The organism is Desulfurococcus mucosus DSM 2162 (genome assembly GCF_000186365.1).
Classification (GTDB): Archaea; Thermoproteota; Thermoprotei_A; order Sulfolobales; family Desulfurococcaceae; genus Desulfurococcus; species Desulfurococcus mucosus.
Map to the genome: position 1 here is coordinate 770,373 of NC_014961.1, position 21,959 is coordinate 792,331.

At 50.3% G+C, this 21,959-nt stretch carries 24 protein-coding genes; 9 read left to right on the forward strand and 15 right to left on the reverse strand.

Going from position 1 to position 21,959, the window contains the following annotated elements; genetic code table 11:
* Positions 1–4: 4 nt before the first annotated feature.
* Positions 5–370, forward strand: a complete 366-nt coding sequence (locus tag DESMU_RS03920) for a PolB1-binding protein PBP2 family protein (protein ID WP_425358436.1) — start codon at positions 5–7, stop codon at positions 368–370.
* Between the two features lie 12 nt (positions 371–382).
* On the opposite strand, the gene DESMU_RS03925 is transcribed toward DESMU_RS03920, so the two are convergent.
* The 4 genes from DESMU_RS03925 to DESMU_RS03940 are packed head-to-tail and all read right to left on the reverse strand — an operon-like array spanning position 383 to position 3,528.
* Positions 383–1,249, reverse strand: a complete 867-nt coding sequence (locus DESMU_RS03925; RefSeq protein WP_013562301.1) for a class I SAM-dependent methyltransferase — start codon at positions 1,247–1,249, stop codon at positions 383–385.
* A 5-nt stretch (positions 1,250–1,254) separates the two neighbouring features.
* Positions 1,255–1,656: a CopG family ribbon-helix-helix protein gene (locus DESMU_RS03930; RefSeq protein ID WP_013562302.1), complete on the reverse strand. Its 402-nt coding sequence runs from the start codon at positions 1,654–1,656 to the stop codon at positions 1,255–1,257.
* Entirely contained in the window at positions 1,649–2,530 is an 882-nt protein-coding gene (locus DESMU_RS03935; RefSeq protein ID WP_013562303.1) for a metal ABC transporter permease, read from the reverse strand. Before DESMU_RS03935 ends, DESMU_RS03930 begins: the two co-directional genes overlap by 8 nt.
* Complete coding sequence (locus DESMU_RS03940; protein WP_013562304.1) at positions 2,527–3,528, reverse strand: metal ABC transporter substrate-binding protein; 1,002 nt, start codon at positions 3,526–3,528, stop codon at positions 2,527–2,529. The genes DESMU_RS03935 and DESMU_RS03940 overlap by 4 nt, the downstream gene beginning before the upstream one ends.
* 66 nt (positions 3,529–3,594) lie before the next feature.
* On the opposite strand from DESMU_RS03940, the gene DESMU_RS03945 reads away from it, so the two are divergent.
* Together DESMU_RS03945 and DESMU_RS03950 are read left to right on the forward strand one after the other, a co-directional pair.
* Positions 3,595–4,359, forward strand: a complete 765-nt coding sequence (locus DESMU_RS03945; RefSeq protein ID WP_013562305.1) for a metal ABC transporter ATP-binding protein — start codon at positions 3,595–3,597, stop codon at positions 4,357–4,359.
* Between the two features lie 23 nt (positions 4,360–4,382).
* On the forward strand, positions 4,383–5,216 hold the full coding sequence (locus tag DESMU_RS03950; protein ID WP_148222861.1) for a hypothetical protein: 834 nt from the start codon (positions 4,383–4,385) through the stop codon (positions 5,214–5,216).
* A gap of 78 nt (positions 5,217–5,294) precedes the next feature.
* On the opposite strand, the gene DESMU_RS03955 is transcribed toward DESMU_RS03950, so the two are convergent.
* From DESMU_RS03955 to DESMU_RS03965, 3 genes are read right to left on the reverse strand one after another with little or no spacing between them, the layout of a single operon-like run.
* Positions 5,295–7,697 carry a xanthine dehydrogenase family protein molybdopterin-binding subunit gene (locus tag DESMU_RS03955; protein ID WP_013562307.1) on the reverse strand — a complete coding sequence of 801 codons (2,403 nt, stop codon included), beginning with the start codon at positions 7,695–7,697 and terminating at the stop codon, positions 5,295–5,297.
* Positions 7,698–7,707: 10 nt separating this feature from the next.
* A complete protein-coding gene (locus tag DESMU_RS03960) occupies positions 7,708–8,244 on the reverse strand; it encodes a (2Fe-2S)-binding protein (protein ID WP_013562308.1) in 537 nt (178 codons plus the stop codon).
* Position 8,245: 1 nt separating this feature from the next.
* Complete coding sequence (locus DESMU_RS03965; RefSeq protein ID WP_083799344.1) at positions 8,246–9,127, reverse strand: FAD binding domain-containing protein; 882 nt, start codon at positions 9,125–9,127, stop codon at positions 8,246–8,248.
* A gap of 129 nt (positions 9,128–9,256) precedes the next feature.
* Between DESMU_RS03965 and DESMU_RS03970 the strand changes: the two genes are divergently transcribed.
* From DESMU_RS03970 to DESMU_RS03985, 4 genes are all read left to right on the forward strand, one after another.
* Positions 9,257–10,264 carry a PLP-dependent cysteine synthase family protein gene (locus DESMU_RS03970; RefSeq protein WP_013562310.1) on the forward strand — a complete coding sequence of 336 codons (1,008 nt, stop codon included), beginning with the start codon at positions 9,257–9,259 and terminating at the stop codon, positions 10,262–10,264.
* Between the two features lie 252 nt (positions 10,265–10,516).
* Positions 10,517–11,782, forward strand: coding sequence for an MFS transporter (locus DESMU_RS03975; RefSeq protein ID WP_013562311.1), 1,266 nt, complete (start codon positions 10,517–10,519; stop codon positions 11,780–11,782).
* A 205-nt stretch (positions 11,783–11,987) separates the two neighbouring features.
* Entirely contained in the window at positions 11,988–13,232 is a 1,245-nt protein-coding gene (locus DESMU_RS03980; protein ID WP_048813443.1) for an Nre family DNA repair protein, read from the forward strand.
* A complete protein-coding gene (locus DESMU_RS03985; protein WP_013562313.1) occupies positions 13,229–14,026 on the forward strand; it encodes an SPL family radical SAM protein in 798 nt (265 codons plus the stop codon). Before DESMU_RS03980 ends, DESMU_RS03985 begins: the two co-directional genes overlap by 4 nt.
* Before the next feature lie 36 nt (positions 14,027–14,062).
* Here the strand turns inward: DESMU_RS03985 and DESMU_RS03990 are convergent, their stop codons facing one another.
* The 4 genes from DESMU_RS03990 to DESMU_RS04005 are packed head-to-tail and all read right to left on the reverse strand — an operon-like array spanning position 14,063 to position 15,866.
* Positions 14,063–14,836, reverse strand: a complete 774-nt coding sequence (locus DESMU_RS03990) for a DUF2192 domain-containing protein (protein WP_013562314.1) — start codon at positions 14,834–14,836, stop codon at positions 14,063–14,065.
* Complete coding sequence (locus tag DESMU_RS03995) at positions 14,833–15,117, reverse strand: hypothetical protein (protein WP_013562315.1); 285 nt, start codon at positions 15,115–15,117, stop codon at positions 14,833–14,835. The genes DESMU_RS03990 and DESMU_RS03995 overlap by 4 nt, the downstream gene beginning before the upstream one ends.
* Before the next feature lie 6 nt (positions 15,118–15,123).
* Positions 15,124–15,510 (reverse strand): hypothetical protein, encoded by a 387-nt coding sequence (locus tag DESMU_RS04000; protein WP_013562316.1) that lies wholly within the window; start codon positions 15,508–15,510, stop codon positions 15,124–15,126.
* The gene (locus DESMU_RS04005) at positions 15,507–15,866 is read right to left on the reverse strand and encodes a helix-turn-helix domain-containing protein (protein ID WP_013562317.1); all 360 of its coding nucleotides are present in this window, start codon (positions 15,864–15,866) and stop codon (positions 15,507–15,509) included. Before DESMU_RS04005 ends, DESMU_RS04000 begins: the two co-directional genes overlap by 4 nt.
* Before the next feature lie 96 nt (positions 15,867–15,962).
* Here DESMU_RS04005 and DESMU_RS04010 point away from each other — a divergent pair, with 96 nt between their 5' ends.
* Positions 15,963–16,841, forward strand: coding sequence for a hypothetical protein (locus DESMU_RS04010; RefSeq protein ID WP_013562318.1), 879 nt, complete (start codon positions 15,963–15,965; stop codon positions 16,839–16,841).
* A 22-nt stretch (positions 16,842–16,863) separates the two neighbouring features.
* On the opposite strand, the gene DESMU_RS04015 is transcribed toward DESMU_RS04010, so the two are convergent.
* Positions 16,864–18,078, reverse strand: coding sequence for an aminotransferase-like domain-containing protein (locus DESMU_RS04015; protein WP_013562319.1), 1,215 nt, complete (start codon positions 18,076–18,078; stop codon positions 16,864–16,866).
* A gap of 72 nt (positions 18,079–18,150) precedes the next feature.
* On the opposite strand from DESMU_RS04015, the gene DESMU_RS04020 reads away from it, so the two are divergent.
* Positions 18,151–19,728, forward strand: a complete 1,578-nt coding sequence (locus DESMU_RS04020; RefSeq protein WP_048813444.1) for a radical SAM protein — start codon at positions 18,151–18,153, stop codon at positions 19,726–19,728.
* On the opposite strand, the gene DESMU_RS04025 is transcribed toward DESMU_RS04020, so the two are convergent.
* Genes DESMU_RS04025 through DESMU_RS04035 form a run of 3 tightly spaced genes read right to left on the reverse strand, consistent with a single transcriptional unit; the run spans position 19,696 to position 21,933 of the window.
* On the reverse strand, positions 19,696–20,460 hold the full coding sequence (locus DESMU_RS04025) for a 3-hydroxy-3-methylglutaryl-CoA reductase (RefSeq protein WP_013562321.1): 765 nt from the start codon (positions 20,458–20,460) through the stop codon (positions 19,696–19,698). The genes DESMU_RS04020 and DESMU_RS04025 overlap by 33 nt on opposite strands.
* A gap of 1 nt (position 20,461) precedes the next feature.
* Positions 20,462–20,869 carry a Zn-ribbon domain-containing OB-fold protein gene (locus tag DESMU_RS04030; RefSeq protein WP_013562322.1) on the reverse strand — a complete coding sequence of 136 codons (408 nt, stop codon included), beginning with the start codon at positions 20,867–20,869 and terminating at the stop codon, positions 20,462–20,464.
* Between the two features lie 5 nt (positions 20,870–20,874).
* Positions 20,875–21,933, reverse strand: coding sequence for a hydroxymethylglutaryl-CoA synthase (locus DESMU_RS04035; RefSeq protein ID WP_013562323.1), 1,059 nt, complete (start codon positions 21,931–21,933; stop codon positions 20,875–20,877).
* Positions 21,934–21,959 lie beyond the last annotated feature (26 nt).

A 21,959-nucleotide genomic window follows, 5' to 3' on the forward strand; every position in this document is an offset into this window, starting at 1 on the left:
CATGGTGAATTGCTTGGCGGATGCACCCGGGAGAGTAGAGGAGTTAATGAGGCTTGACAAGCTTAGCAGGCTAGTGGTGAGCTACTTTCTGAAGCATATAAGTGTGGGTGAGATAGTAGCTGTAATGGATCTACGTGAAGAGGTGAGAAGGAGAGTTAGAGAAGGAGAGAAGGATCTAGTCCAAGAGAATGAGAGTGTTTTCATAGAGAGGGAGGTGATGCGGGTACTCATGGAGCTCGTTAGAAAAGGGGTTCTCTACTATAGGAATGGTGTGTACAGTTTATCCCCCTGGCTCATTGAACTAGTGAAGAAGAGGTTTGGGGGATTAAACCCGGGGGTTCCCAAGCCATTAGAGAAGCTTGTTGAGTAGGCTGCGAAGGCTTTACTGCTTCTTCACGCAGACGAATCCCTGTGCATCCGGGTCGTAGAAGATGTTTTCGAAGCCAGCTCTAGACAGCCTGTTCCTTATCCCCTTAAGTATATCCGGTGCTCCATGGCGCCTTGGCTCACCCGTGTAATGGAAGAGCACTCCACCGGGTTGTAGAACCCTGTAGAGCTCAATGTAAAAGTCAAGGCTGTAAAGTTCACCGGTACTTCTAGTGAACCTGGGAGGATCATGTATTATCCTCCCAAAGGACTCTGAGGGAAGCGTTGAAACGCCTTCCACGACATCCCTTATCTCAATCCTGATTCTCCCGCTACTTAGACTCCTGCTCCACGGGTTCCTCTCAGCTATCCACACCACATTCTCATCTACTTCAAAAGTATGCACGAAGCCGGCATCTTTCTCCAGGGAGGCTATGGCCGTGTAGCCTAAGCCCATGCATGTGTCTAGGACGCTCATACCTCTCCTCACTTTAGCAGCGCGAACCTTAACTAATGCATCGTGCCACGGATCGGTTCCCTGTATTCTATGCATGTGGATTCCGTTTATTTCAAGCGTGGGAGCCGTGTTCTCCCCGGTTGCCTTCAACTTGTAGAAGCCTTTCTCGGAATGCAGTAGAACCTCGTATATCCTCCCGGACTTCTCGAGAAGCACTATTCTATCCGGCTCGCTTGGCTCGAGGTCTCCTATACTGGCTTCCAGCTCTCCTATAGTGATCCTGTTGTTCTCCACGCAGACCCTTGTCCTCGACAAGCCTATGTCAAGTGTAATGTCGACGCAGCCCTGTTGCCTCCTTAATTCTTCCACCGTGAAATATGTGAACCAGTATCCTTCAACAGGCTTGAAGCGGTTGGCGGCATCCATGTATCCTACCCTTCACCCTGGCTGTATGATGTGTCGAGTGGCATGTATCTCTGGACGGAGGCGTGTGACGAGATACGTGTCCTCAACTCGTTTATCAGTCTCGAGGATCCCTCGACCACGAGGACCATGATGAAGCCGTCGCGCACCTTGTATAAACTATAGGCTGAAACCACATCAGTATACTTGGAGAAGAGGTTTGGCGGCGGGGAAGCACTCGTGTAGGCCACTATCACACCTCTACATTCATGCTCTTTTTCCCCGTGGAGGTTTTCATGTATGTACTCGTTCAACGCATTGGAGACTATGGTGGATCTATCGCAGTGCAACAGCTCTGCGAGGTTATCGAGTCTCTCAGCTATGTTTGACGGTATACTTATACCGAATCTCCTCTTTACATGCCTACTCATGGCGACCCTGCCTCCTAATGAACACTGTGTAAAGGAAGAGGAGTACAAGGATTAAGCCGCTTGCGCCGACGGGACTCAACCCTTGTTCTATTGCCACGAGGTATCCCAGTGCGGAGGATGCTGTTGATACTAGTAGCGTTGAAAACAAGTGCTCTCTGCTGTTGCCGGAGATTCTTGCCCCTATTAGAGGCGGCAGGAGGATCATGACGTGCTCCATTATGTATCCGCTGACCCTTAGCAACCCTATTGTTGCGAGACCTATCGCTGTGAACGATGCAAAGTCGTAAAGCCAGACCCTTAACCCGGCGATCTTGGCTGACACAGGGTCGATGCTTATGAAGACTGTTTCCTCGTAGATTAGAAGTACTAGGGCTAAGACGATGAATGATATTGTCGATGCCGCAATCATGTCGTTCACAGTCATGAGAACAGGGTCCCCGAGCATTATGCTTGACAAGCTGTAGCGTGCTGGGAAAGCTGTTAACACATAGTATGCTGCAATAACGCCTGCTGATGAAGTAAACGAGACCATGAAGGAGGATACTTTGTTGGGGTCCAGTCCCCTGTAGATGAAGTAGCCTGCTATGTAGACCAGTGCCAGTCCTATGGGTATAGCTGAGTAATAGATACTCGTGTTGAATAGTGATGCCAGCAGGTAACCCAATGTAACGGCCAGGAAGCTGCCATGGGTGGAGCCGGCTACAAGGAATTCTAGCCCCCTGTAATATGTTAGTAGTCCAACGGAGCTTAACGCCAGCCCGGTGAGCCAGTATACCAGTGTTTTCTCAACCCCTACTGTTCGGGAAGCCTCTGCAAGCAACAGGGAGAAAAACAGTGAAACAAGTGCCAGCAATACAACTCTTCCGCCACTCATTTAAGCAGCCACCTTGATGCAATTAGACCGGCTATGAAGCCTACAATAATGTAGACTACTATCATGAGGTACTCTGAAAGCCCGCTTTGAGCCGGGGATGCCCCGGTAACCCCTGCATTATTGATGCTTACATTGCCAAGCACTGAAACCACGTATCCTAGTTTCCCAGGTATGGAGCCTTCAGCCATGGGTGACGGGATCCCGACTGCTACCACCCCGTATCGTCTCGACAATTCTACCAGGGTATTGCTCTCGCTTGAAACAGGAGGCGACGTGTAGAATACGATTGGTATGGTTCCATTCCTCAGCAATCCCTCTACTGTACTCAGATCCAGGGGGCTAGGCTGGACATCGTGTTCAGGTATAAGCGACTTCACCACTTTGAATCCCATCCACTCGACGGCGTACTGTAACACCGGTGTGTCTACCACCGTGGGCACCCCCATGTATCTCCCATGGCTTTTCGAAATCAAGCGTGCGAGAGAAGCTATCACATCCATGGCCTTCGCCCTATAGCAGTCTGCCTTAGAGGGGTTTAGAGCCACTAATGTAGACGTAAGGTTTTCAACGAATAGAAGATAGTTCAAGGGGTCATATATCGGCATGTGCAGGTTTTCCTGCCCCGTAGACGGGTTGATGGCTATCCGGAGCCCGGGGATCTCCAATATATTGATCAGGGTGGCGTTCAACCCGCCCTGCATTACGAGCTCACTTATCTGCATCTCCACGCCGGTATGGCCGGTTGAAACTATCAATGTGGCCTTCCTTAATTTATCGTAATCACTGGTCGACAACTGGTATTCATGGGGGTCGACGCCAGGGGGAACTAAATAGTCGACACTATCGTTATCGCATAGAAGGGACTTCACATCGTTAACCATGCTTGGAAACACTGTGATGACGCGTATCCCGCCTTCTGCAACAGCGGTCTGCGCAGGCAGTATGCTAATCAATACCAGCAGAACTATGGTGACATGAGGGAGTGAGCGTGCAATCATCTATGTCACCCTTGTGCACAAATTTATTAGGGACCTTATAAATGCTTTGTGCACAAGGGTGCAGCCATGCTGATAGAACTAGTGAATGTAACCGTTGGACGCGGTGGTACAGTGGTATTGAGAGATGTAAACTCCATTATTAAGGGGCCTGGACTAGTACAGGTGATAGGGCCGAATGGTGCAGGTAAGACAACGCTTTTCCTCACGATTCTAGGTGTGATACGGCCTGTTAGAGGAGTCGTTAGAGTGAACGGTGTCGAGGTGAATGGCGACCCTGGGAAACTGGGGGAGATGGTGTCCTATGTGCCGCAGAGATTCTATATGCCTCGAGATGCCCCTTTATCCCTCTGGGAGTTCGTTGAAATGTATGCTAAGACATATAGTAGGAGAGGCGGGGCCCGTGGATCCCTAGACTATGTGAGGAGCAAAGTATCCTCGGCCCTGGAAACCGTGAGGCTACCTAGGGAGGTTTGGCAGAGAAGGGTTAGTGAGCTGAGCGGGGGGCAACTCCAGAGGGCTTTAATCGCCAGGGCTCTCTCAGTGGATGCGGAGATACTCCTGATGGATGAACCCCTCTCCAACATAGATCCTGAAGGAAGAGGCATTCTGGCTGACATAATAGGTGAGCTCTCAAGGGAGAAACTCCTACTTGTATCGAGCCACGACCCCATGCTTCTCCTACCCTACACAAGCAAGATACTGTTACTCGGGTATGGAGAGTATAGGTATGGTGATCCAGACGAGATACTCACACGGGAAGCCCTCGTGAAGATATATAAGGGGTGTGCCATAATACTCAGCGACCACGCACACATAGCTGATTGGCACTGAAACGGTGCATTATAACCTTGAGAATGCTTGAAGGCGAGTTATGGGAGTACATGGGTAAAGTATACATTGTGAAGGGGTTTCAGCACCCCGAGGATATGCTGATAGCTTACCCGAGGTACAGCCTCTACACGGCTGAAAAAATACAGGGATGGCTCCAGGGAAGCGGGCTCAACACCGTTTATTGGGAGTGTATTAAATCGAAGGTGCCGGTCATACCCCTATCGGGAAGCACGTGTTTCCAGCAGAGGACGAGCCTCCGCGTCCAGCTAATCCCGGTGCTTCTCCGTGACGTGCTGGGTTTGGATGAGGGAGACATCTACGTCTCCGGCTCCTCCAGAGTGCTCGCTGAGCACGGTGATGTTGACGTTGTAGTGTATGGTGCAGGAGAGGACTTGGTTCACGACCTAGAGAACCTGGTGGGAAGAGGCGTGTTTAAGCGTGTTAATGAATGGGTGCTTGTAAGGGAGTATCTTGAGAAGCATAGTGGCAGGATGAGCCTGGCAGACTACCTATGGTTCAAGAGGGACACTGTACTCCACTTGGATGTAATGGGATACCATGTAAATCTCAGGCCAGTTGTATACACTAAGGGAGTACAGGGATGCATTGACCCCGTTCACCGGGTGAGCAAGTATACTGGAAGGCTACGTGTCATTGAACAAGTTTCAAGCCGTTTGATACCCTCGAGGTATATAGCCGTGCTTGAGGGAGGTGAAGAGGTTGTTCTTGAATCCATGAGGGAAGTCTACTCCGAGCTCGCCCTAGGCAATTACATTGTGATCGAGGGTAGGATTGAGGAGAGACGTGGTGGCTTATACCTGGTTCCTGATCACGGAGTTTTAAAGCCTACTCTGTAGACTCCTCAATCATCATGGATTTAAAGGAGGAGAGATAGAAGAAAAATATTCGTGTCAACTCTTCCATAAAATACTGGGCTACCTCAATAATCCATGTCTCTTTATAATGCCGTATACGTAGTCAGGCGTCAACGGTATCCTGGCAACTTCCCTGGCTGCCTCCTTGCTTCTCAACGCGTGCGCAACTGCATTGGCTATGCTTGGAGCTATACCCACGATCGATGGTTCTCCAAGTCCCTTTGCACCGAATGGTGCCCTAATGTAGCCTGCTTCAACGAAGTCTACAATTATCCTTTCGGGAATATCCATGCCGGTAGGTATGTGGTATGTTGATAGATTAGTGTTATAGACATGCCCATCGGGACTGTGATATGTGTCCTCCATTAATGCATAACCCATTCCCTGCAGGTATCCTCCCACGCCGTGGTGTTCCGCGCCAGTTCTATTGATTACTCTTCCAATATCGTAGACTGTTACTGCTTCCTTGACTCTGACGACACCTGTCTCCATGTCAACTTCAACGTCGCTCACTATGGCTCCATAGGTGTAGGTGAAGTATGGTTGTCCTGTACCGGTTTCCTCATGCCACTCGGCTGGAGGCGCCCTATAGTAGCCGAACTCCTGTAGTGGAACACCCTTCCAGAATGCCTGCTCAACAAGCTCCTTCCAGGTTATATGGTGACCTGGGTCGTCTCTACAATATACTTTCGGAGCATCTATTACAACATCCTCGGGGCTCTTGCATCCAAGCATTGAAGATGCAAGCTCGTTGAGCCTTCTCCTCAGCTTGTAGGCTGCGACTAGTGTTGCGTTTCCACCCATGGCAGTGCTTCTCGATGCAACCGTGGGACCCGAGTCAGGTGTGGACGCTGTATCGGGGAGCTCCACCTTGAAGTAGTTTGGCGGCACACCCAGTATCTCGGCAGCTATGTTCACTAATCCCTGGATGGATCCCTGCCCCATGTCTGTCAGCCCTGTCCTGAACAATATACTTCCATCCCTCTGGATTATGATCGTTGCCGATGAGTAGTCCGCTCCCTCCGCTCCAATACTGTTACCGTGGTAGAATACCGCTATACCTATTCCACGCCTCATGCTGCCACTTATCTGCGAGTACAGCTTCCTCTTCTCGTGCCACTTGCTCAGCTCCACGGCCCTCTCTATTGCCTCAACCAGTCCAACGCCGTGATCCAATAGTTGCCCATGGACTGTTCTATCCCCGGGTCTCAGGGCGTTCCTGAGCCTTATCTCCACTGGGTCTATTCCAAGCTCCTCTGCCAGTATGTCCATCTGCCTCTCTACAGCGAAGGTGACCTGCGGGTTTCCGAAGCCCCTGAACGCTCCAGCCGGTACCCTGTTAGTGTAGACGACCGCTAGGTCGACTTTCGCATTATACACCTTGTAGGGGCCTGTGCTGTGGACTATAGCCCTCCATCCCACGAAGGGCCCCAGGCTGGCGTACGCACCGGTGTCAAGCACTATCTCTGCTTCAACACCTAGTAATGTCCCGTCTCTCTTGGCTGCGTGCCTATACCTGGCTATCATGGGATGCCTCTTCGTGTGACCTATTATTGACTCCTCCCTTGTATGCAACACTACCGCCGGTCTCTTGGTATACATGGCTGCCAGCGCCGCCTTAGCGGCGATCTCGTTTCCAACATCCTCTGCACCGCCGAAGCCTCCTCCGAGTGCCGGGGCTATGACTCTCACCATGTTGAATGGGAGTCCCAGGACGTTGGAGACAGCCCGTCTTGTGTCGAAGGGACACTGTGTCTTAGCATATATTGTGACTCCTCCATCCGGCTCAGGTATGGCGATGGCTGCCTCGGGCTCTAGGTATGCGTGCTCCTGCATAGGAGTTCTGTATTCGTTCTCCACTATTACACTGGCATTTCTGAATGCTTCATCAATGTTTCCAACCCTGATCTTGTATCTCGATAAGATGTCGCTTCCGCGTTCATCATGTATCAGGGTATGTGGCTTCTCCCTCAGCCCGTTCCATTCAACTATCTTCAATGGGTCTATGAATACTTCTAGTGGCTCGTAGTCAACGTGCACTCTTTCCCCAGCGTCCCTGGCGTTTTCAAGGCTTTCAGCCACTACTAGTGCAACTGTATCACCTATGTACCTTACTTTCCTATCTGCTATAAGAGGTTGGTCGGGTAGTACGTAGCCGACGTCATTTATACCGGGTATGTCCCTAGATGTAATCACCCTTACAACGCCTGGGTATCTAGCTGCCTCCGAGACATCGATGCTCTTGATCCATGCATGGGCGTACCTTGACCTCACGCTGTACACGAATACAGGGTTCTTGAGGAGCCTTATGAAGTCGGCTGTGTATATCGGCTTACCCGTTAACTTACTTATGGCGTCCCATCTCACTACATGCTTGCCAACATACTTGAACTCCTTCGTCGGCTTCTCCTTGGTTTCATTGAATACTTTTTCAACTATCTCAACATACTCAGGCTTACTCATACTCCCACCCCTAGGACACCACCTTCATATGATACTTCTCCCTCACCTGCTTCTCATCGAAGTAGACTTTCCCTTCACTAATGTACTTCGCGGCAAGCTTTGCGGCAGCAAAGTAGTAGTGGTAGCTTCCACATCTGCAGAGAGTGCTGCTCAACCACTCTTTCACCTCTTCGAAGCTTGGGTTGGGATTATGATCCAGTAACGCCTTGGTCATCATCATGAAGCCCGGTGTACAGAACCCGCATTGCACGCCCCTGGTCTCAATGAATGCCACCTGGATGGCGTGTAGTTTCCCTTCAGGCGCTAAGCCCTCAAGGGTTGTTACCTTGGCTCCGTCCAGCGTCGACGTCAATGTTAGGCATGAATGCCTCGGCAAGCCGTTCACCAACACTATACATGTACCGCATTCTCCTCTTCCACATCCTTCCTTGACGCTGGTTAGTCCAAGCCTGTACCTCAGTGTGTCTATGAGTCTCTCATGTGGCGGCACCTCTAAGATGTGTTCAACACCGTTTACCTCGAGCTTCACCTTAACGGTTCTCGTCAACCTATATCACCCCACTCGAGATACGTTTCTCCGCCAGGAGGAGGCCCCTCCTAAGGGAGGTTTTCGACATGTCGAGCCTATACTCATCGCTTGTCCACCAGTCACTGATCCTCTTCATTTCTCTCTCTAGGCATGACTCGGCTTCCCTGAGAACGCTCTCACTCAATGTTTTACCGATTACACACTCCTCCGTCATCCTCGCTCTGCCAGGTATCCTGCGCTCCTTCACCATGTCGAACGCTATTCTCACGTCTTTCACGCGTTCTCCCTCCTTGGTGAGGTAGAATGCTCCCGTGACGATGCCAGCTATTATCAACTCCCTCCTGTCGAACTTTATGAAGGCACTGCTCGTGCCACTAGGGGGCTCCCTGAAGGATATCTCGGTAATGAGCTCATTGGGTTTGATAATTGTAGTCCTCTTATCGACCAGGAACTCCTCGAGGCTTACCTCCCTTACACCGCTGGCGCTTTCAAGCCTTAGTCTTGCATCGTAGACCAGTAGTAGTGTTATGTAGTCGCTGTATTGCGTTGCCGAGGCTATGTTACCGCCTATGGTTGCATTAAACCTTATCGCCATTGTACCGAACTTCTTGAAGACATCGGTGAAGCCAGCGTACCTGATGTCTCGGTGGAGCGTGCTCCGGCTTATCTCCCACAGTGTTGTCAAGGCTCCGATCCTCACTACTCCGTTCTCGATCTTCACATAGGAGAGATCCTTTTTCAACGGGGAGAGGTCTACCAGGAACCGTGGCACCGGTATCCTTCTATCCCTTATCAATACTAGTAGTTCTGTGCCTCCAGCAAGCGGCTTTGCCTCCGGCGAATACTTGTCGAGGAACTGTAGTGCGTCATGGATGTCTCTGGGGCGGTAGACGTCGAAGATACCGCAACACCCCCCTTGTTCACCATTTAGTAAAGCACACCCGTGGGTAATAAATATTTACGAGTTCTACTGATTGATACCAATTTAAATATTGGCTCCCACTTAGAAGAAGATTGAGGTGTGAGAGCCTTGAAGGTATGTAGAGATGTAACAGAATGTATTGGCGGCACCCCGATAGTGAGACTGTCAAGAATACTACCTGAAGGATTCACGGCCGAGATATGGGGTAAGATGGAGTTCACTAATCCAACGGGAAGCGTGAAGGACAGAATGGCCCTCTACATGATAAAGAGAGCCGTTGAGAAAGGCGAGTTGAAGCCGGGCATGACCATAGTGGTGCCGACGACCGGGAACACGGGGATAGCGTTCTCAGCGCTTGCAAGCGTCCTAGGCTTCAAGGTGTTGATAGTGATACCTGAAGAGATGAGTGCTGAGCGCTTCATGCTGATGAGGCTCTTTGGTGCAGAGTTCTACTTCACACCGGGCGGTGAAGCCGACGCCGGTACAGCTCTTGAAACAGCTAGGAGACTTGTCGCCGAGAACCCTGATAAATACTACCTCTTCGACCAGTGGGGTGACGAAGCCAATATACAGGCACACTATGAGACAACCGGTAGAGAGATAATAGAGCAGGTCGGATGTCCTAAGGCGTTCGTAGCAGAGGTTGGAACAGGCGGCACCCTGATAGGTATAGCTAGGAGGCTAAAGGAGGAGTGCAAGGATGTTATAGTAGCCGGTGCTGAGCCGGCTGAGTGCCCTGTCGCAGCCGAATGGTTCAAGACCGGGAAACCAGGACCATGGGGTAGGCATGAGATCGAGGGAGTGGGGGACGGCTTCATACCCGACATAATTGCTAGAAACAAGCACCTCCTAGACGACTTCGTAACCGTGAGCAGTGAGGAAGCAATACAGATGGCTAGGAAAATTGCGAGACTAGAAGGGCTCCCAGTCGGTATAAGTAGCGGGGCAAACGTAGTAGCCGCGATAAAGCTTGCCAGAACCCGTAAATTAGAGAGCGGCGACAAGGTTGTAACCATACTCCCAGACTACGCTGCCAGATACTTCAGCACAAGGCTATTCAAGAAGAAAAGGGAAGTAGTGAATAGGAAGCAATTACTGGAGGAACTCGACATTTAGTTTTCGGGAAGCATTGAAAACCTGTTTTTAACCCTCTATTCTCCTCTCATCTACACATCCTTTAAGCCACAGGTAGACGATGGCGCTGTGACACCAGCCTGCATGGGTGAACCGAACAATCTCTCCATATATAGACCTAAATATAGATCTAGGCGAGGAAACATATTTAAAGGCATCTATATATACATGGCCGAGGATTTATAAGTAAAACTAAATCCGATTGAAATCCAGAGGCCGGTGGTGAATGCTATCATGGTTTCCGGCGACAGGTTTACGAGGAGTGTTAAGATATGGTTTGCAGAGTCTGCAACCTATAACTTCACAGTGAACATTTCGATGGGTTTAGTATACGCTCTGCTGATAAAGATGTACTCCTATGGGATACATGAGCTGGGCGTGCTCACCATTGCAAGACTCCTCGCATACGCCTCAAGCCAGTTACCAGCTGCATGGCTTGTAGAGGAACATAGACACTTAAGGAAGAAGATCTGGCTTTACATGGGTATAGTGAACAGGGTTGGATGGGCACTAGTTATCCTCGCATTGTTTATGCCACGTGAATATGTGCTACCATATGTAGCAGTGCTGAGCTTCATAGCCCAGTTCGCTGGTGGAGTAGCGGGTGTGGCAGCCATGGATGTGCTAGGTGACCTGGTGCCCTTCAAGGAATCCACGACAGTGTTCTCAAGGGCTAATCAGCTGGCATACTCCTCTATATTGGTGGCTCATGGATTAAGCATTGTATTGTTCGCTCTACCCATTGAGATTGCGTTAAAGTACACCACGGCTTACCTTATTGCACTAGTAGTGGCGATAGCCTCCTCCATACTACTATACTTCATACCGGACCCTGGGAGAAGCCTGCAATCGATAAACACTACTTCGCCCTCAGGCATGAGTGAAATCGATAAAGCATTGAAAAACATAATCCATGACCAAGGACTTAGAGGCTACCTATTCCTAATCACATTCTTCAATTTCGCAGTGAATATTCCAGCACCGTTCTGGGACTACATAGTGATGAATACGACTGGAGGAAACGAACTCTTCGTTGTACTGAAGAATTTCGCGGGCTTGTCCTCGAAGATTTTCGGCACAAGAATGTGGAGTACACTGATGAGGAGGAGGGGTGTTAGGAGAGCCATGATCGCTGGAATCGCGTCCTCCTCACTTATACCAGTGGCATACTCGTACATAGCGATGCCGTTTGAAATAATAGGTGTCGAGGCCTACAGCGGCTTCGTATGGGCGTCAATAGATATATCATCCAACATCTATAACATCTACCTCTCCCCAAGCACTCTACGCCCACTCTACCTCTCCATGCTTGGCTTTACAACGAACACTGTGGCGGGACTAGCCTCAACACTTGGATCCATTATAGCTGTCTCAACGGGCAACATTACACCCGTGCTAATACTCTCCGGCACTATGAGGGGGCTCTCCGCACTACTAGCCTACAAGGTCTTGCCAGAGCCCGGTGAAACCCCTGTTAAAGCCGCCTCGATCACTAAGTAGCGAGTGATGAACCCAGCCAACCTCCTCCGCTCTAAAAGGCGATGATTCCCCGTTCAGGGGGTTCACTGGTCCCCGCATCTCCTCGGGTTTACATCCTTCATCTGCTGGGCAGTCGGTGTGGTAACCGTGTAGTTGAAGAGAATTCAAGTGTTTTAAGCGGTTGCTATGGATCAATAATTTGATAGAGGTAAGGCGAAGCACTGCTATGAGAAGTATTGACCCAAAGCTGTGCTCCATCTGCCGTGGTAGAGGGCTGTGCGGGCTTTCATACTGTCCAATCATTGCTAGAGCCATGGCCTCCCTTAAACTAGGCATGGTTTCAGGTTCACGTGTAATAGAGGGCTCATCGCCTCCCTCCGTGTTCATCGGTAGGTATGGCTACCCATATGTGAGGGCTGGACCCGGAGTTCCACCTCTGAGTGGTGATACATTAGTATACGATCACCCTGAGTCATGGATAGGGAGGCGAATAGAGGAGATACTTGACTACAGGTGGAGCCTTGTCACAGGATACACTAGTGTCGATGTTAGGAGGCCTTTCAACAGGATAATAGAGGAGACGAGGCTCGTAGTCCTCAGCAGCAAGCCGGTGGATGTAAGGGTTGAGCTCTCGAAACCTCCCCGCCCCATGTTATCCTTCAGCGAGGAGGAACCCCCACAGGGTCCGCGTTCCCCCATGGAGAGGATGCAGGTCCTCGGGAATCCCTCTATCCCTAGGCCCGTTGAGAAAGCCTTTAATGATACTGATCTACCAGCCGGCAGGGCAGTCGTATACCTCTATGAGTCCGGTATACCTGTATCGCATATCCAGAAGATCTTTAGCGTGGGTGCGCTGGGAGTAAAGGAGCAGAGGAGGCTGGTACCAACTAGGTGGAGTATAACGGCTGTCGACAGCATATTGTCCAGGGAACTACTCAAGGATGTGAAGAGTTATGAGTCTCTCAACGAGATAGAGGTATACGTCCTCCGCCACTACGACAACTTGTTCGTGTCAATACTCTATCCAGCCAAGTGGAGCTTCGAGTGGATGGAGGCATGGTGGCCTGGATCCACGTGGAATCCTGGGATCAGCAACGTGATCGTGGAGGGAGACTACGAGGACTACCATGGTAGGACAACCTATCCAAGCATAGGCGGGTGCTATTACGCCAGTATGCTTGCAACACTAGAGCATCTCTCAAGAGTGAGGAGGCAGGCTACAGCTGTTTTACTCAGAGAGATATATCCAGGCTTCAACCTGCCGATAGGTGTCTGGTTCGTCAGGGAGTCCATCAGGGAGATGTATAGGCGTGGACCCGTCCTGAAGACGAGTAATCTTGGGGAAGTCGCCATGCTCCTCGACAAGGTGACCAGGCTTGGAGCAGGCAAGTGGTTTGACTCCTCGAGGCTCCTCAAACGGATCTCCAGGTCGAAAAGCATTAGAGACTTCATGAGAGGTAGTCAGGCTTGAACTGGGCGTTTAAAGTGATCAGAGTGAGATGCGAGACAGCCTTATCTAGGAGCGGACTACCCGGGTTAGACTACGCTTTGAACCCGTATACTGGCTGCGCCCATGCATGCATCTACTGCTATGCAAGGATGTACACTAGGAACAGGGAAGTAAGCGAGAACTGGGGGAGCATAGTACTTGTGAAGGAAAACATAGTGGACGTCCTCAAAAGAGAGGTTTCAACCCACCCTAGAGGAACAGTGGGGGTTGGCACAGTAACCGATGCTTACCAACCCGTTGAAGCAGTCTACAGGTTGACGCGTCGCTCACTAGAGTTACTGTTGAAGCATGGTTTCCATGCAAGCATTCAGACCAAGAACCCATTGATCCTAAGGGATATAGATATCCTGACCAGGTATCGAGGCCTCGTCGACGTAGGCTTCACGGTGACAACGCTTGACAGCGAGGTCTCTAGGTTTATAGAGCCGCGTGCACCACCTCCTGGCGCACGCGTCAGAGCCCTTGAAAAACTCTCAGAGGAGGGTATACCGGTGTGGGTTTTCTACGGGCCAATAATACCTGGCTTAAACAGCGATGAAGCAACCATAGAGGGTATTATAGAGCTGTCGAGAAGACTCAATGCAACACTATATTACGATCCCTTACACGTGAAAAAATTCATGGAGACACCGGGCCACGCTCTTTACACTTACGCTGGGAGGATCCGGGAGGAGTGGAGGAGTGTTGAGAGGAAGATAAGAGAGGAGTGCAGGAAGCTGGGCGTGGTCTGTAAACCCGGGTTCGCTAACGGTTAGAATGATACCGTATCTGGTGAATCCAGGGTAGGGGAACTAGTCAGGGGCTATGTCCTCCCCTGGCTCCTGTTCTCCTACCCCTCCGGGGCCCTCCTGCTTCGCTGGAATCCTCAGCACCTTGCTGAGTTCCTCCTCAGGTATATTGAAGACTGCTTCAGCTATTGCCTTCACATAGTCGTCGCCCGGAGTGGTCTTGGGGAAGCCAACCCTTATTGCAAGTGCTCTTTTAAGGGCCTCCTTGTACTCACGGGACCGTATCTCGCCCCTGTATATGGCTTCAGCCAGCTTGAAGCCTATGAAGAATCTGACATAGCTTCTCACAGTCTTCTCTTCCTCAGGGAAAGCCTTGAACACTACATGTAGAATCCTGGTGAAGTCGTCTTCGCTCATAAAGCCAAGTACCAGCTTGGTTAAAGGTATCCTCAGTAATCTAGCGATCATGTTGCCATCTATGACGCCGGATGGAGACACGGATTTTATCCTCTCCCTTGCCTCGTCAACCTTGCCCTGCAGCAATAAGTTGAGGGCTTCCTCGAGCCTCTCTTCGATGTAGAAGATTTTTGAGAACATCGCAGGATAGTCGTCGAGAAGGCCGAGCCCATATTTGCCTATCACGTATAGTGTGGTTAGCTCCTTATCATATATATCCGGTGGCAATGCCTTACCACGTATAGGGCTTAATCCAGTTTTCTCATATGTGCGCCTCAGGTAGTCCACTAGTTTACTCCTGTCGAGTTCATCCAGTTTCTTTGTTGCCTCACTCAGTATTGAGACGGCTACCTGTATCCTCTTCTTGTGGGGCTGCTTCATCTACCTCTCCCACCATTCAAACATGCTAGCTCCCTGAGCAGAAACCGTTTAACCTTCAGGTCCAGGCTTACTCTACCGGTGTACACCCATATCTTACTACAATCCTTCTTAATTAAAATCTTTACAGTTGAAACCCCTGATGGATTACTGGCTAGCTCAATGTACACCTGGAATTCTCCTTTACCTTCCCTTACCTCCCTGATACCGGCTTCCCCTGCATACAGCCTAAGCATCTTCACCAGCCTGTCTAGGACAATCATCAAGTCGTCAACGGATAGCAAAACACACTACCCCGGCTTCCAGGATTCCTTGAGCCTTACAAGGCCGAGCGCCTCTGCCATCTCCAGGTACCAGGCCACTAGTTCCTGTAGCAGCATGTTTTTAGCCTCCTCGCAGTCAACGTTGATGCCGTGTACCGCCCTGTATGCTTCAACAGCGATATTGCAAATTATCCTGCCCGAGAGCCTCTCGCCAAGGACGTTGAGGATTTCCGTGAAAGAGTACCCTCTATTCTTGACCAATGAGCTAATGGTCTCCAAGATCTCGCTTGAGGGAAGGAGATCCATGCATACATTACTACTTGCACTACATATCTCAAAGTATTTGACTAGCAGGGAATAGTTTTCAATGATCTTACCGCTTGCAAGAAAAGGCTTCCTACACAACCCGATCATCCTTGCGAAATAATGCTTCTAAGGGTCTCCCTTAAGAATTCCCTATGTTTCTCATCCAGGGAACCGTAGAGCGCTCTAAGAGACTCTACTAGGTCTAGTATTATCATCCTCATTGCCTCATCAACCTCGTAGGGGGCGAGCTTCTCTAGAGCTCTCTGGAGAACCTCATCGCTTGGATAGGCCTCCTTCTTAACATACTTCCTTATAGCCGTTGGCGATATACCGAGATCCCTTGAAAGCTCTATGATGCTTCTAGTCGAGAGCATTAGCTCTATTAGTTTCGCACGAGTCTCCTTGCTAACCCAGTGCAAGTTCATTGAGACCTCTCTGCCAGCCTCGGATGCATCCATGTACATGAGGCTCACGCTCTTTTAAGCTGTGGGAAAGCATTGCTCGAAGCTCTCATATATATGTCCCGGGCTTATAATAAAGCTTGCAGGTGACTCAATCAGATGAGGCAGCGTAGCGTAGTCTTCGATGGCGGTGTAAGAGTTGCCGACCTACCGTTTGTGAAGGTTGAACAGGGCGAGGTACTTGCGAAGACCATCTACGTCTACGTGGGTCAGCTGGAGAGAAGCATTATAAACCATGCCGCCATCCCGCCCAGAAGAGTAATCCTAGGCTCCTCAGGCGTCGTCAAGGCAATAGAGACCACGAGCAATGATACGAGTACCGTGGGAAAATACCTTGTCGTATCACCGTTGAGCCGATACGGTGTGTTAGCCTACAACATCGATGGGCTGCTGGCCAACTACAGTGCTGTGAAACCCGAACACGTGCTCGAGGAATTAGTGGAGGCCGACCCGCATATTGCTCTCAAGCCTCTAGTAGCCCACGGCGTGGAGCTAGGGTTGGAATCCGAGGGGACAGCCTTGATTGCCGGATGCAACCTCGTCGCCCTTTCAGCAGCTTTAACCCTGAGGGAGAGTTCAACTGAGCCTGTCATGTACTGTGAGAGCTCTCCTCGTCCAGTCGCACAGCTGGGACTCAGCATCGCTAGACACATGGGTAACTTGCCCAGCAGGGTTGACAGCGTGATCCTAACCGAGCCCGGTGTCAGCATCCATTACAAGCTGCTGAAACACGTCGATCCAAGGAAAGTGATCGTTTCACCTTTCTCGCTCTCGACATGGATACCTGTGAATCCAAGAGTGGGAAAAACCGTCATCGTGTACTTGGACTCTGTGAGGAATAGTGAGCCCAGGCTCACCGATAGAATACTACGTGAGCTCTCCGGGTTCGTGAAGAGGATTGAGATAGATGATGTGGAAAAAGCTGTGGGACTGCTACCGCCTCAGGGGCTTGGATTCATCTTGGTATTGAGGCATTGAAAAACAAGCCTAGGATGCTGGGTTAGGCCTCACGGATCATCCTGCCTAATCTAGCAATACCCTCTCTTATCTGCTCATGGCTTGGATAGCTGAAGTTTATCCTCATACTGTTAACTCCGTCTCCCTCGGGATGGAAGCTCCCGCCAGGGACATATGCAACCTTATACTGCTTCACAGCCTTCTCCAAGAGGGCTCCAGCATCGAACCCCGGCTTGTGTACGTATGCGAACACGAAGAGTCCGCCTATAGGCTTCGTGTACCATACGTATTCCGGGAAGTTCTCCTGTATGGCTTTAAGCATGGTGTCCCTCTTAGCCTTGTAGTAGGGCACTGCCCTGGATACGACATCATCTATCACTCCCGTTTTAATGGCCTCTGCAACTATGAACTGGTTCAAAGTGGGTGAATGTAAATCCACGTACTGCTTGACTATTTCAAACCTCCTTATCAATTCCTTCTCCGCTGCTATCCACCCGATCCTCAGGCCTGGTGCAAGTATCTTGCTAACGGTGCTCATGTAGATCACCCTGCCCTCCTTATCCATGCTCTTCAATGACGCTACTTCAGCGCCCTCCTCGTATATTATGTAGCTGTAAGGGTCGTCCTCTACCACGAGGAGATCGTAGCGTGACGCTATTTCCAACAAGTGCTTCTTTCTATCCTTATCCATTGTTGTCCCAGCCGGGTTTTGACCAACCGGTATTACATAGATGAATTTAACCCTTCTGACATCATCGCCTAGCTGCTTGAGCCTGTCCTCGAGGAGATCCGTTCTCATCCCGTGCTCATCTACTTTGACCCCGATAAGCCTTGCCCCATTCATCTTGAAGGCTCCAAGCGCCGCGAGGTATGAAGGACTCTCGGTCACCACTATGTCCCCTGGGTCTATGAGCGTCCTTGAAACAATGTCAAGCCCTGACTGGCTCCCGCTGGTCACGATTATGTCCTCGGCGTCAACATGTATCTCTCTCTTCCTAGCTAGGAAATCGCTTAGTGTCTCCCTAACCTCTATTATGCCCTTGGTTTCACTATACTGTAATGCATTGTCACCATACTTCTCTATTACAACCCCGGCGATTTTTGCGAGCTCCTTACGGGGGAAGAGGACTGGGTCGGGTATGCCGCCTGCAAAGCTTATTATGTCCTTCCTCCCTCTTATCAATGCTAGGAGCTCACGTATCTCGGATGCCTTAATGCTTTTAGCCACATGGCTGATGAATCTCGAGTAATCAATCACCCTGACCCCCGTAGATATGGATGAATATATACGGTATATAAAGCTTATTACTACTGGAACGGGGATAGCCTGGTGGAGTTGAACACCATATATAAGAATCCGCTGAGGGTTAAAGCAAGGGTTGCATATATCTACCCGAGCACGTATAGAGTCATGCTTTCAAGTCTGGCTCCAGACATTATCTATACTATCTCCAACAGTATTGAGGAAGTCTACGCTGAACGCTTCACGAATAAAAGGCTACAAGGTGAGGAGCCTCCGCCGAGAAGTCTTGAAACCAATACCCCTCTGAAGGACTTCGGTCTCCTTGTGACAACGCTTCACTACGAGCCCGACATAGTTAACCTTATCAGGCTGCTGAATTCCGGTGGCATCCCGGTTAAACGGGAACAGCGTGCAACACCTATTGTCGCTGGGGGACCAGTGGTAATGGAGAACCCTATCCCCTTCAGCGGGATAATAGATGTCTTCGTTATCGGGGAGGCGGAGGCAACCCTTGAAGGAATACTGGTCAAATGGCTTGAAACCATGGAGAAGAAGCGTTTCCTAGAAGAGGTGGCTGACCTACCATATGTGTACGTACCGGGGTTCAACGATGGTGTTAAAGTGGTGAAGGAGTATGTCAGAAGCCTTGACAACGCCACTTACCCTGTAAACCAAGTGGAGAACACAGAGGTTGAACCAGTCTACGGGGGAGGATTCAAGCTTGAAGTTAGTAGGGGTTGCAGATTCTGGTGTAGCTTCTGCATTGAATCAAGGGTTTTCCAGCCTTACAGGGAGCGTAGCCTGCCGCTACTCAAGAGGCTTGTTGAAGACGGAGTTTCAGCAAGCATATGGGGGAGGCGGGTGGTTCTCTACAGCCTCTCATTCCCCGTGACTTCAACCCACTTGAAGCTACTCGAGTACCTTGGCAGCGAGAACATAAGGGCGTCCCTGCCCTCCATAAGGCTCTCAGCTTTAAGCAGTGAAGTGCTGGAGCTAGTCAAGAGTGTGGGTCAAAGGACGTTGACGTTGGCGCCGGAAACCTTTACACCAGTGCTTCAAAGAGTATTCTTCAAATATGTTGACATTGTCGATGAAATGATTGAATCGGTGAAGCATGCTCTGGAAGAGGGGTTCAATGTCAAGCTTTACATGATATATGGTGTGAAAGGGGAAGGAGTAGATGACGTGAAAGCCAACCTAGAGGCCCTGAAGCAGCTTGCCAGCTTGGCGAGAAAGCTTGGCAGAGGCTTCTCAGTGTCCCTGAATCCTTTGATACCTAAACCCCACACGATGTTCCAGTGGATAGGTATGGAGAACCCTGTGAAGCTCAGGGAGATACTGGGCTTGTACAAGAGGGGTTTGAAGGGGCTTGTTGATGCAAGACCATACGACATCGAGTGGGGCTTCATACAAGCGTACATAGCCTTGTCGGGTAGAGCGCTCGACGATGTCTTCACCAAGGTAGCTATGCGTGGAGGCGGTCTCGCAGCCTGGAGGAAGAGCCTAGGAGAGGAGTACATGGGTGCCGGGCATGTGTTCAATGGATATGGTTTCGGGGATGAACTACCATGGGGATTCATAATCTTAGACAATGTGTCACGGAGGGTTGCAGAAAGCCAGTATGAAGTATTCCTAAGGCTCACCGGCTCTAAGAAGGCTACCTAGGTCGGGGAGAAACGAGTATATCAATGGAATAGCACACTCGGATACGTCGTCAACCATTCCTACAAGCCCTTTAACCTCCGAGACGACTATGTTTGCTAAGAGCTGACGTGGCGCTGTGAACAATGAACCATACTCTATTCTTGCATCTTTCACACTGTGTTCCACTGGTGCCAAGGGTATGCTTGAGAGATCAGGGTTCAAGCCCAACATGTAGTAGATTAGAACCATGTAAGATGTCTTTGAAGCCAGGAACAATGTATTCCTGTAGAGGCTGTGGAAGCCCCCGGTTAGCTTGGAGGCAACATGTGATTTAAATGTTGCATGTATCGTTGCCTTGCAGAGTCCGCCTCTTCTGTCAACGCTCACGCTGATGGCTGATTCACTCAGAGTGCTCGCTGCATCCATAACCATGTTAAACCATTCCCTCCCGGTTAAGGGCGCCAGGAGATATGACTCCCTACTCTTGTTGTTTATCGACAACTGTATAACCCCAACTATTCCTAGTGGTACTTGTAGGGCTCCAACCACATTGTAACCTCTATAGTGGTCTCCTTCAGTGAAGTCGAGTATCGTCGAGCCTATGGCGGACAAGCTGAGACCTGTCTTCTCCTGTATGTAGAGACGTCTGATAAGTGCTTTAACATTCTCATTATACTCTAGCTCGTCTAGGCGTTTAAACGGGTTGCCCGACCTCCTTACTTCTTCAAGTAAAAAGCCTATATTGTGGGTCAATTCACTTTAACACCGGCCTGTAGGATATACCGTAGTGTATTAGCCCGGCTTCATTATCCTCCGATATTCTTCTTAACACTGGCTCCATCTCTATGCCTGGTTTAAGCTCCTCGGGGAGCACGTCTGTGAGAGGAGCTGTTATACGTGCCTTGCTCTCAACGGTTTCCAGCACACCTATTATTACTGGTCTCTTCTCCTCGAACCCTTCCATCGCACTATATATTACGGTCCACGTTAGCAGCCTGGCCTTCTCGTTCACCAGCTCCACGTACTCAATGTTCCTGGAGCCGCAGAACCTGCATATGCTTGAGGCGGGATACCCGGTTCTCCCACAGTCCTTGCATCTACTGGCCTTCAACCTGTACCTGTCAATCCTTGTCCTCCAGGACGGGGGGATCGCGATCTTCATCTCCATCACCTTATCCTGTGGATGAGCCTCCTGTATCTTGCGTAGAGTGAGTAGTCAATTAATGTTTTCCTAGAGATGTAGTCGTCCACCGTGGGTGCGAGCCCCTGCTTCTCGACAATCCTATCTGTTACAATAATGCTGTAGGCGTCGCTGCCAGCGCCGCTACCGAAGGGTGCCAGCAAGATTCTTTCACCGGGCTTCGCCTTATCAAGTATGCGTGAAAGCCCTATTAGAGCCGAAGAATTATAGCTGTTGCCGATGTATGGTGTTACAAGGCCCGGTAGAACCTTCTCCTTGGGTATCCCTAGCATTCTCGCAACCCTGAGGGGAAATGTACCGTTGGGCTGGTGGAACACGGCGTAATTGAAATCCTCGGGTTTAAGACCTGTTTTCTCAAGAAGCATTTTTACAGCTCCCACTATGTGCCTGAAGTAGGCTGGCTCCCCTGTGAAGGCTTCACCGTGAAGCGGGAAACGTGAGTGATCCCTACGCCAGAAATCAGGTGTATCAGTCACGAAGGTTGCACTCGCCTCAAAGAACGCTACTGCCTCCTCCCTGGGACCCGTGATAAGTGCGGTTGCAGCTGAGGATGCAGTGAACTCTAAGACGTCGCCTGGATTGGCTTGAGCCGTGTCGCTCCCTATTATGAGTGCATAGTTTATAAGGCCGGATGCTATGGCACCGATACTTATCCTTAACGCCTCGCTTGCCGCCCTGCATGCGAACTCTAGGTCTGTTGCCATGGTGTCAGGGGTTATCCCAAGTGCCTCGGCTATTATTGTTGCCGAAGGCTTCACAGCGTATGGTTTACTCTCCGTTCCAAACCAGACCGCCCCTATCTTCTTCGGGTCTATACCGGCCCGTCTCAGAGCATTCCTAGCTGCCTCCCAGCCCATGGTCACGGCATCCTCGTCTGCTCCGGCAACGCTTTTCTCGGTGACACTCAGCTCTTCAGGCTCCTTCGGGTTGAAGCCCCATACACGAACTATCTCGCTTAGAGGCATCCTCCATCTGGGTATGTAGGAGCCCCACCCTATTATTCCAACCTTCTCCTCTGGATTCATCGAGGCATCCCCTGCTACTATTCAAT

Excerpts from the sequence above, each read along its gene's own strand:
- DESMU_RS03925 (WP_013562301.1), bottom strand. The coding sequence starts at position 1,249 with ATGGATGCCGCCAACCGCTTCAAGCCTGTTGAAGGATACTGGTTCACA.
- DESMU_RS03930 (WP_013562302.1), bottom strand. The coding sequence starts at position 1,656 with ATGAGTAGGCATGTAAAGAGGAGATTCGGTATAAGTATACCGTCAAAC.
- DESMU_RS03935 (WP_013562303.1), bottom strand. The coding sequence starts at position 2,530 with ATGAGTGGCGGAAGAGTTGTATTGCTGGCACTTGTTTCACTGTTTTTC.
- DESMU_RS03940 (WP_013562304.1), bottom strand. The coding sequence starts at position 3,528 with ATGATTGCACGCTCACTCCCTCATGTCACCATAGTTCTGCTGGTATTG.
- DESMU_RS03945 (WP_013562305.1), top strand. The coding sequence starts at position 3,595 with ATGCTGATAGAACTAGTGAATGTAACCGTTGGACGCGGTGGTACAGTG.
- DESMU_RS03950 (WP_148222861.1), top strand. The coding sequence starts at position 4,383 with ATGCTTGAAGGCGAGTTATGGGAGTACATGGGTAAAGTATACATTGTG.
- DESMU_RS03955 (WP_013562307.1), bottom strand. The coding sequence starts at position 7,697 with ATGAGTAAGCCTGAGTATGTTGAGATAGTTGAAAAAGTATTCAATGAA.
- DESMU_RS03975 (WP_013562311.1), top strand. The coding sequence starts at position 10,517 with ATGGTTTCCGGCGACAGGTTTACGAGGAGTGTTAAGATATGGTTTGCA.
- DESMU_RS03980 (WP_048813443.1), top strand. The coding sequence starts at position 11,988 with ATGAGAAGTATTGACCCAAAGCTGTGCTCCATCTGCCGTGGTAGAGGG.
- DESMU_RS03990 (WP_013562314.1), bottom strand. The coding sequence starts at position 14,836 with ATGAAGCAGCCCCACAAGAAGAGGATACAGGTAGCCGTCTCAATACTG.
- DESMU_RS04000 (WP_013562316.1), bottom strand. The coding sequence starts at position 15,510 with ATGATCGGGTTGTGTAGGAAGCCTTTTCTTGCAAGCGGTAAGATCATT.
- DESMU_RS04005 (WP_013562317.1), bottom strand. The coding sequence starts at position 15,866 with ATGTACATGGATGCATCCGAGGCTGGCAGAGAGGTCTCAATGAACTTG.
- DESMU_RS04010 (WP_013562318.1), top strand. The coding sequence starts at position 15,963 with ATGAGGCAGCGTAGCGTAGTCTTCGATGGCGGTGTAAGAGTTGCCGAC.
- DESMU_RS04030 (WP_013562322.1), bottom strand. The coding sequence starts at position 20,869 with ATGAAGATCGCGATCCCCCCGTCCTGGAGGACAAGGATTGACAGGTAC.
- DESMU_RS04035 (WP_013562323.1), bottom strand. The coding sequence starts at position 21,933 with ATGAATCCAGAGGAGAAGGTTGGAATAATAGGGTGGGGCTCCTACATA.